This window comes from Methylobacterium aerolatum, assembly GCF_022179085.1.
Classification (GTDB): domain Bacteria; phylum Pseudomonadota; class Alphaproteobacteria; order Rhizobiales; family Beijerinckiaceae; genus Methylobacterium; species Methylobacterium aerolatum.
Genome location: NZ_BPQE01000051.1, coordinates 1 through 7,777 on the forward strand (window position 1 = coordinate 1; position 7,777 = coordinate 7,777).

Sequence of the window (7,777 nt, forward strand, 5' to 3'; positions counted from 1 at the left end):
TGCCTCGCCAAGGAGAGGCAGAAATGGGCACTGACTTTCCCAATCGATTTCTACCGCGAGATCTATCGTCTAAGAGGGTGGAAGTTCGAACCATGGAACACGAAACGCCCCAGCGTTATCGCCGGATGGACTGACGACTTCGTGTACGACCGGCTCGCGCCCGGCCTGACCGAAGAGCTGCGACACAAGAACCCCGTCCCAGAAACTGGCCGACGCAGCCACAAGCACCACCAGTGGTTTGATCCAGACCGCGGGCATCCGAAGCTCAAGGAGCACATCGCCGGCGTCATCGCGCTGCTGAGATCGGCCGATGACTGGGTGTCGTTCAAGCGGGCGCTTGATCGCGCCTTCCCGAAATTTGGCGACACGATACCAATGCCCCTGAGCGGCGGTAGGGGGTCGAGGCTTGCACCGCCCCTGTCCTCGCTGCCGAAGCGAGATAAGTCCGCGCCCAAAAACCCGGCTTAAACCATCAGGACAGCCCCACCGTAGCGGTGAACTCAATGCGTGCCGTGGGCTGAAGGATTCAGGCCTTATCCCGCCGCTGCCACACCGGCTCGGTCACGGGCCTCTTCCGCCCGCAGACTGTGCAGCGTATGCGCAGGCCCACATCCGGCACGAACGTCGCCGGCGGGAATCGGTCGATCGGCAAGTCGCCCTCGTGGCGGCAGGGCGGCGGGCAGGTCGCGCGGATCGACCGGACCCCGTGCTTCATTGCGTTCGCCAAGTCGATCGGTCGGATCTCGCGCCCGTCGCGGTCGTTGGCCTGGCGCGGCTTGCGGCGGTGGCGCGGGACCGGGTCGCCCTTGCCGCTGCCGAATGCGGCGGATGGGATGCGAGGCTCGGTCATAGCGACAGCGCAGTCGACCAAGCTTGAAGGGCCACAGCCACACCCGTGATGAGCGCTGCCCATTTATTCAAAGCGGCGGCTTTCGCGAGCGCGGATCTCACAGGTTCGAAGACGCGGCTGTGGCTGTCCCATCCAACTGAGGGGAATGGCGGGACACGAACGTTGGACGCCAACCACCAGAGAACAGCCGCAGCCGCGCCGGCCGCGACCGAGAGCCACGACAGGATCTTCGCCGCTTCGACCATCTGTTCCACTCAGCCGTCATCACCGCCGAACCATCGTACCGTCTCACGTCCCAATTCCTTGAGAAACCACCCGCACCCTTCCCGGTGCTGCTCGCGCGACGTACGCCGCTCCTCAACCTGCCCCATCTCTACAAGCAATGGAATCTCGGATGGATAGGCCTTGATCCACAGGCCGCCCGGAGCTCCTGCGACTACGAGAAAGCGGCGATCGCCTTTCCGCGGAGCAGTGGGGCGCGAACGGACACCGCGCCCGATCTGCAGCCGGCCGCACACCCTGCCGAAGCGCGAAGGCCGATAGTTCTCCGTCTGTGAAGATGAGATCGCCCACCACCCAGAACTCCAGCTCCTGGCTGACGGGCAGCACCGGCCTGCCGAGCGCAATCAGGGCTCTGGCGGCGTCTTACAGCGAGAGTTACGGCGGGGTCGTCTATGGGATCCAGAGAGGGCAAGGCCCTTGCTCCGCCCACCTCCGACCGGTACTAAAACCGAGGTTTCTGTTGTCGTTTCTGTTGTCGACCGGAGAACATCGACGCAGCCGAAACCAAATAGCTGTTCTAGGCGAATAGCTTGGGCCTGTAGCTCAATGGTTAGAGCCGACCGCTCATAACGGTCTGGTTGCAGGTTCGAGTCCTGCCGGGCCCACTCTTCCCCCACGATCTCCTGCACTCCGCCGCCGTCCTTGACAACGCAGCGAGGCAACTCCGGGTCGTGAGGCGTCCCGCTGCGCCGGTTCGCTTCGCCGCGCCGGCAGAGACGGTGCAGGCCACGGGCGGCGCCTGACCGTGCGGGCCGTCGCACCGATGCGTGAACCGGGACTGACGCTCACGAGGGAGAAGCCCCGTCTCAGCCGGACCTGCGGTGGGCCAGGGCTTCGTCGCGGATGGCGTCCAGGGTCCGGGTCGGCGTCAGGGCCTGAGGATCGACGAGGCAGTGAAGCATCGTCGGCTTGCCGGAGGCGAGGGCCCGCTCGAAGGCCGGGGCGAAGTCCTCCGTGCGCTCCACCCGCTCGCCATGCCCGCCGAAGGCCACGGCGAGGGCGCGGAAGTCCGGGTTGCGCAGGCCCGTCGCCGAAACCCGGCCGGGATACTCCCGCTCCTGATGCATCCGGATGGTGCCGTACATGCCGTTATCGAGCACGACGACGAGGATCGGGACGTCGTATTGCACGGCGGTCGCGAATTCCTGCACGGTCATCATCACGTCGCCGTCGCCCGCGAAGGCGAGGACGATGCGGTCGGGGTTCTGGCGTTTGGCCATCACCGCCGCCGGGAGGCCGTAGCCCATCGACCCCGATGTGGGCGCGAGCTGCGTGCCGAAGCCGCGGAAGCGGTGGTAGCGATGGATCCAGGTGGCGAAGTTGCCCGCCCCGTTGCAGAGGATCGCATCCGGCGGCAGCCGATCCCGCAGCCAGAGCATTACCTCGCCGTACTGGAAGGATCCCGGCTGCGGACCCGGCCTGTCGGACCATGCCCGATAGTCTGCATGAGCCTGCGCCATTCGTTCGCCCCGGTGCGTCCCGGCGGGCGAGAGGGTGCCGAGCGCCGTGCAGAACGGGCCGGGGGCGGACTGGATGGCGAGCGTCGGCTGATACACCCGGCCGAGTTCCGCGGCATCGGGATGGACGTGGACCAGGGGCACGCCCGGCTCGGGGATTCCGAGCAGCGTGTAGCCCTGAGAAGGCATCTCCGAGAGCCGTCCGCCGATCATCAGGAGCAGGTCCGATCCACGGATCCGGGCGGTGAGCGCCGGATTGGCGCCGATCCCGAGTTCGCCCGCATAGGCGGGGTGATCCGCGCGGAAGAGCCCCGCCCGGCGGAAGGAGTTCGCCACCGGCACGTCGAACCGTTCGGCGAAGGCGGCGAGACGATCGCGGTCGGCCTCCCGCCAGCGTGACCCGCCCACCAGGACGAGGGGCGAGCGCGCCCGTGCGAGCCGGGAGGCCAGTTCGTCCATGTCGGTGGCCGAGGGCGCGGGTTCGGCCGGCTCGATCCGGGGGGCGTCGGCGGCCACCGCCTCGTCGTCGAGCATATCCTCGGGCAGGGCGATCACTACGGGGCCCGGCCGCCCCTGCATGGCGACCCTGAAGGCGCGGGCGACGATCTCGGGGATACGCGCCGCGTCATCGATCTCCACCGCCCATTTGGCGAGGTCGGCGAAGGTGGCGCGGTAATCGACCTCCTGGAAGGCGTCGCGGCCGCGCATGCCCCGGGCCACCTGGCCGACGAACAGGATCATCGGCGTCGAATCCTGCTTGGCGACGTGGATCCCGGCCACGGCGTTGGCAACCCCCGGCCCCCGCGTGACGAAGCCGATGCCCGGGCGGCCGGTCAGCTTGCCCGCCGCCTCGGCCATGATCGCAACGCCGCTCTCGTGACGGCAGACCACCACGTCGATGCCGGACCCGTGCAGGGCATCGAGCACGGAGAGGTAGCTCTCCCCCGGCACGCAGGTCAGACGCTCGATCCCCTGCGCGAGGAGTTGGTCCACGAGCAGGCGCGCGCCGGTGCGGGGCGGGATGGCCGTCATGTCTGTCCCTTCCGATCCGAGGATCCCGGAGGCGGTCGCGCCATCATCGGCACAGGGCGGGGTGGGGTAAAGGCCGGGGGCGTCCCGTCGCCTGGACCGGCCCTCCCTGCCTTGGCCCGGCGCTCCATTCGCAGTACGCCGCTCTGCCCGGGTTCGAGACGAGGCCACGGCATGGCGATCGATGCCACCCTACGCGAGCGGCTCGCGCCGCGGATCGCGCCCGAGGTCTCGGCGCTGGCGCGGGAGCGCCTCGACGAGATCGCGCCACTGTTCGCGGCCGGGTTCCTGACCGGGCCCGTGCGGGCCCTGTTGCTCGGTCTCGCCGAGCATTCGGAATTCCTCTGGCGGATCGTGGCCCGCTCGCCGGAGCTGTTTGCCGGGCTGGTCGACCGCTCGCCGGAGGCCGCCAACGCCGACCTCGTCGCACGACAGCGTGCGGCCGGCGCCGTCTGCGCCAACGAGCAGGATCTCGCGCGGATCGGCCGGACGCTGCGCCGGAACAGGACCGAGCACGCGCTCCTCGTCGCCCTGGCCGACCTCGGCGGGGCCTGGGACCTCGACGCGGTGACGGGCGCCCTGTCCGACTTCGCCGACGCCTCCGTCGGCGGCGCCCTCGACGCGCTCCTGCGGCGGGAGGCCGCCGGCGGCCGGATCCGCCTGCCGGACCCGGACGTGCCGGCCCGCGGGACGGGCCTGTTCGTGCTCGGCCTCGGCAAGCTCGGCGGCGGCGAGCTGAACTATTCGAGCGATATCGACCTCGTGGTCTTCTACGAGGGCGGGCCGGCGGAAGCCGTCGCGGGGGCCGAGGCCAAGGGGCTGTTCGTCAAGGTGGCCCAGGGCCTCGTCAAGCTGCTGAACCAGCGCAACGCCGACGGCTACGCCCACCGTATCGACTACCGGCTGCGCCCGGATCCTGGCTCCACGGCGCTGGCGCTCTCGACGGCCTTCGCCTTCGACTACTACCAGTCCATCGGCCAGGATTGGGAGCGCGCCGCCTTCATCAAGGCGAGGCCGGTCGCCGGCGACCTCGCCGTGGCCGAAACCTTCCTCGCGGAGCTGCGGCCCTTCATCTGGCGCAAGCATTTCGACTTCGCGGCCATCGCCGAGATCCACGCGCTGAAGCGACAGATCCACGTCGTGCGCGGGCATGACGAGATCGCGGTGGCGGGCCACAACATCAAGATCGGCCGGGGCGGCATCCGCGAGATCGAGTTCTTCGCGCAGACCCAGCAACTCGTCTTCGGCGGCCGCCAGCCTGCCCTGCGCAGCCGCCGCACCCTCGAAACGCTTGCGGGCCTGTGCGAGGCGGGCTGGATCGACGCCACCGCGCGCGACGAGCTGCGCGAGGCTTACGTCTTCCTGCGCACCGTCGAACACCGGCTCCAGATGCTGCGGGACGAGCAGACGCAGCGCCTGCCCGCCGACCCGGACGACCTCGACCGCCTCGCGTCGTTCTGCGGCTTCCCCGACAGGGCCGCCTTCGATGCAGCCCTCCTGGCCCATTCCCGCCGGGTGCAGAGGCATTACGCCCTCCTCTTCGAGGGTGGGGCCACGGACGACGGGGCGTCCCCGACCCTCGTCTTCGGGCCGGGGGAGGCCGAGTCCGCGACGCTCGAGGCGCTCCGGTCGATGGGATTTCGCGAGGCGGAGCGGGCGCACGGTATCGTGCGGGACTGGACGCAGGGGCGGCACGCGGCCCTGCGCGGGGGGCGCGCCCGGGAGATCCTGTCCGATTTCCTCGTCGGCCTGCTCCAGGCGCTCGGCGGCACGCCCGATCCCGATGCCGCCCTGCTCACCCTCGATCTGGCCTTCTCGCGGATGCCCGCCGCCGCCGAGCTGATGGCGATCCTTCGCTCCAACGATCACCTGAGGCTGCTCTTCGCGGACCTTCTCGGGGCCTCGCCCCGTCTGGCCGAGGATGTCGGCCGCAGCCCGCACATCCTCGATGCGGTGCTGGAGCGGGACTTCGCGGCCTCGGCGACCGACACCGGCCTCATCCGCCCGCAGATCGAATCCCTCGTCGGCACGCCCGCGAGCCACGAGGACTTCCTCGACCGGTGCCGGGACGCCATGCGGCGCACGACCTTCGTGACCGGCGCCCGCCTCGTCTCCGGCCTGATCACGCCGCGACAGGCCGGCCATGCCTATGCCGCCATTGCGGAGGCCATCGTCGGGCTGGTGCTGGAGGCGGAGACGGACCGTTTCGTTCGGGAGCACGGGCGGGTGCCGCGCGGCCGGTGCTGCGTCCTCGGTCTCGGGCGCCTCGGCTCGCGTCAGCTCACCGCCGCCTCAGACCTCGACCTCGTCATCCTCTACGATTTCGACCCGGAGAACCGCACGAGCGACGGCGCGCGCCCCCTCGACGCCGTGGTGGCCTACAACCGCCTCGCCCAGCGCCTCGTGGCGGCGCTCACCGTCCCGACGCGCCGGGGGCACCTGTACAAGGTCGATCTGCGGCTGCGTCCCTACGGGAGCCATTCGCCGCCGGCCGTGCAGCTCGCGAGCTTCGTCGCCTACTACGCCGAGACCTCTGAGCCCTGGGAGCACATGGCGTTGACGCGCGCCCGCGTAGTGGCGGGGGATGCCTCCCTCGGCGCCGAGGTGACGGCGGCGATCGCCGACCTCGTGGCCCGGCCCCGCGATCCCGCTGCCGTCTGCGCCGAGGCCGGCGAGATGCGGGCGCTGGTGGCGCAGGAGCGCGGCCATGCGGGTCCGCACGACCTGAAGCTCGCGCCCGGCGGCCTGTTCGATCTCGACTTCCTGGCCCAGGCCATCGTGCTGGCGGCAAACCTCGCGGATTGCATCGGCCGCGATGCCGGCGAGGTGCTGCGCCGGGCGGGCGAGCGGGGTCTGATTCCGCCCGACGAAGCCCTGAGCCTGACACAGGCACACGACCTGCTCGATGCCGTGGCCCACTGGCAGCGACTCACCACCGAGAATCCCGGGAAGCCCCCCTCCCCCAGCGCCGCCAAGCGCATGGCACGGGCGCTCGCCCTGCCGGATGCCCGCAGCCTCGCGGCGGATTTGCTCCACCACCGCAGGGCCGTCCGGCACGCCATCCGCACCGTCAGGGCCGGGCTCGCGCCGGGGGCGGGCTGAGCGGTCGCGGCCACGGGGCGGCGCCATCACCATGCAACGGGGCCGCTCGCCTTGTGTTTCACCAAGCGAGCGGTCATCCTCGGACGCGTTGCGCGGCGTCGCCCAGAGCCAGCATCGCTCCCGTGACCCGCGCCGAAGCGTCGTTGAACAGAATGCAGAATTTCGCGATCAGCCCGATCGTCCCGGCCACCAGTCTGCGGACACTGGCCTACGAAGCCCTCAAGACCGCCATCACCAACATGGATATCTACGGGCAATCCGGTGATATCCGCCTGGACGAGCGCAGCCTCTCCCAATCGCTCGGCGTGAGCCGCACGCCGATCCGCGAAGCTCTGACGGTGCTCGAACAGGAGGGCTTCGTCCGCAACGAGCCCCGGCGCGGCATCTTCGTCGTGAAGAAGACCCGCAAGGAGATCGTCGGGATGATCCAGGCCTGGGCGGCCCTGGAGAGCATGGCGGCGCGGCTCGCCTGCACCCGCGCCAAGGACGAAGACCTGGAATGCATGAGGCGGATGTTCCCCGAGTTCTTCGAGGGCAAGCCGCAGGAACACCTGGACGAATACTCGGAAGCCAACATCCGCTTCCATCAGAAGATCGTGTCGCTCGGCCAGTGCGAGGTGATCCAGGGGCTGTGCAGCAACCTCGTGATGCACGTCCGCGGCATCCGCAACATCGCGCTGCGCGAGGGCGACCGGGCCTCGAAGTCGATCGCCGAGCACGTGGCGATCATCGAGGCGCTGGAGGCCCGGAACGCCGACCTTTCCGAGCGCCTCGTGCGCGAGCATGGGCTGGGCCTCGCCGCGCATGTCGAGGTCTACGGCAAGCATCTCGACTGAGCGTCGGGGTCCCTCTCGCCCTCAGAGTCTGGCCGGACATTCGACCGCCCTCATCGCGACCACATCCTGAGGCGCCGGAGCGTAGCGGAGGCCTCGAAGGAGCCCTCCAGACGGTGCGGTGCTCGCTGAAGCCCTGTTTCGAGGCGGCTCCGCTGCACCTGAGTGTCTGGCCCGAAAGGTCCTGGCAGCCCGTCACGACTTCCACGTCTTTGCGAGCGGAG

4 protein-coding genes and 1 tRNA gene are annotated in these 7,777 nt (G+C 69.7%); 4 read left to right on the top strand and 1 reads right to left on the bottom strand.

Features of this window, described 5'->3' with window-relative positions:
- Together MFF06_RS22390 and MFF06_RS22395 are read left to right on the top strand one after the other, a co-directional pair.
- On the top strand, positions 1-468 hold a 468-nt coding region (locus MFF06_RS22390; protein WP_238208380.1), incomplete at its 5' end, for a P63C domain-containing protein.
- Positions 469-1,664: 1,196 nt separating this feature from the next.
- A tRNA-Ile gene (locus MFF06_RS22395) sits at positions 1,665-1,737 on the top strand.
- A 201-nt stretch (positions 1,738-1,938) separates the two neighbouring features.
- Here the strand turns inward: MFF06_RS22395 and MFF06_RS22400 are convergent.
- Entirely contained in the window at positions 1,939-3,621 is a 1,683-nt protein-coding gene (locus tag MFF06_RS22400; protein ID WP_238208382.1) for a thiamine pyrophosphate-binding protein, read from the bottom strand.
- A 171-nt stretch (positions 3,622-3,792) separates the two neighbouring features.
- Here MFF06_RS22400 and MFF06_RS22405 point away from each other — a divergent pair, with 171 nt between their 5' ends.
- Both MFF06_RS22405 and MFF06_RS22410 read left to right on the top strand, forming a co-directional pair.
- A complete protein-coding gene (locus MFF06_RS22405) occupies positions 3,793-6,720 on the top strand; it encodes a bifunctional [glutamine synthetase] adenylyltransferase/[glutamine synthetase]-adenylyl-L-tyrosine phosphorylase (protein WP_238208384.1) in 2,928 nt (975 codons plus the stop codon).
- A gap of 152 nt (positions 6,721-6,872) precedes the next feature.
- Positions 6,873-7,556: a GntR family transcriptional regulator gene (locus MFF06_RS22410; RefSeq protein ID WP_238208386.1), complete on the top strand. Its 684-nt coding sequence runs from the start codon at positions 6,873-6,875 to the stop codon at positions 7,554-7,556.
- Positions 7,557-7,777: the final 221 nt, after the last annotated feature.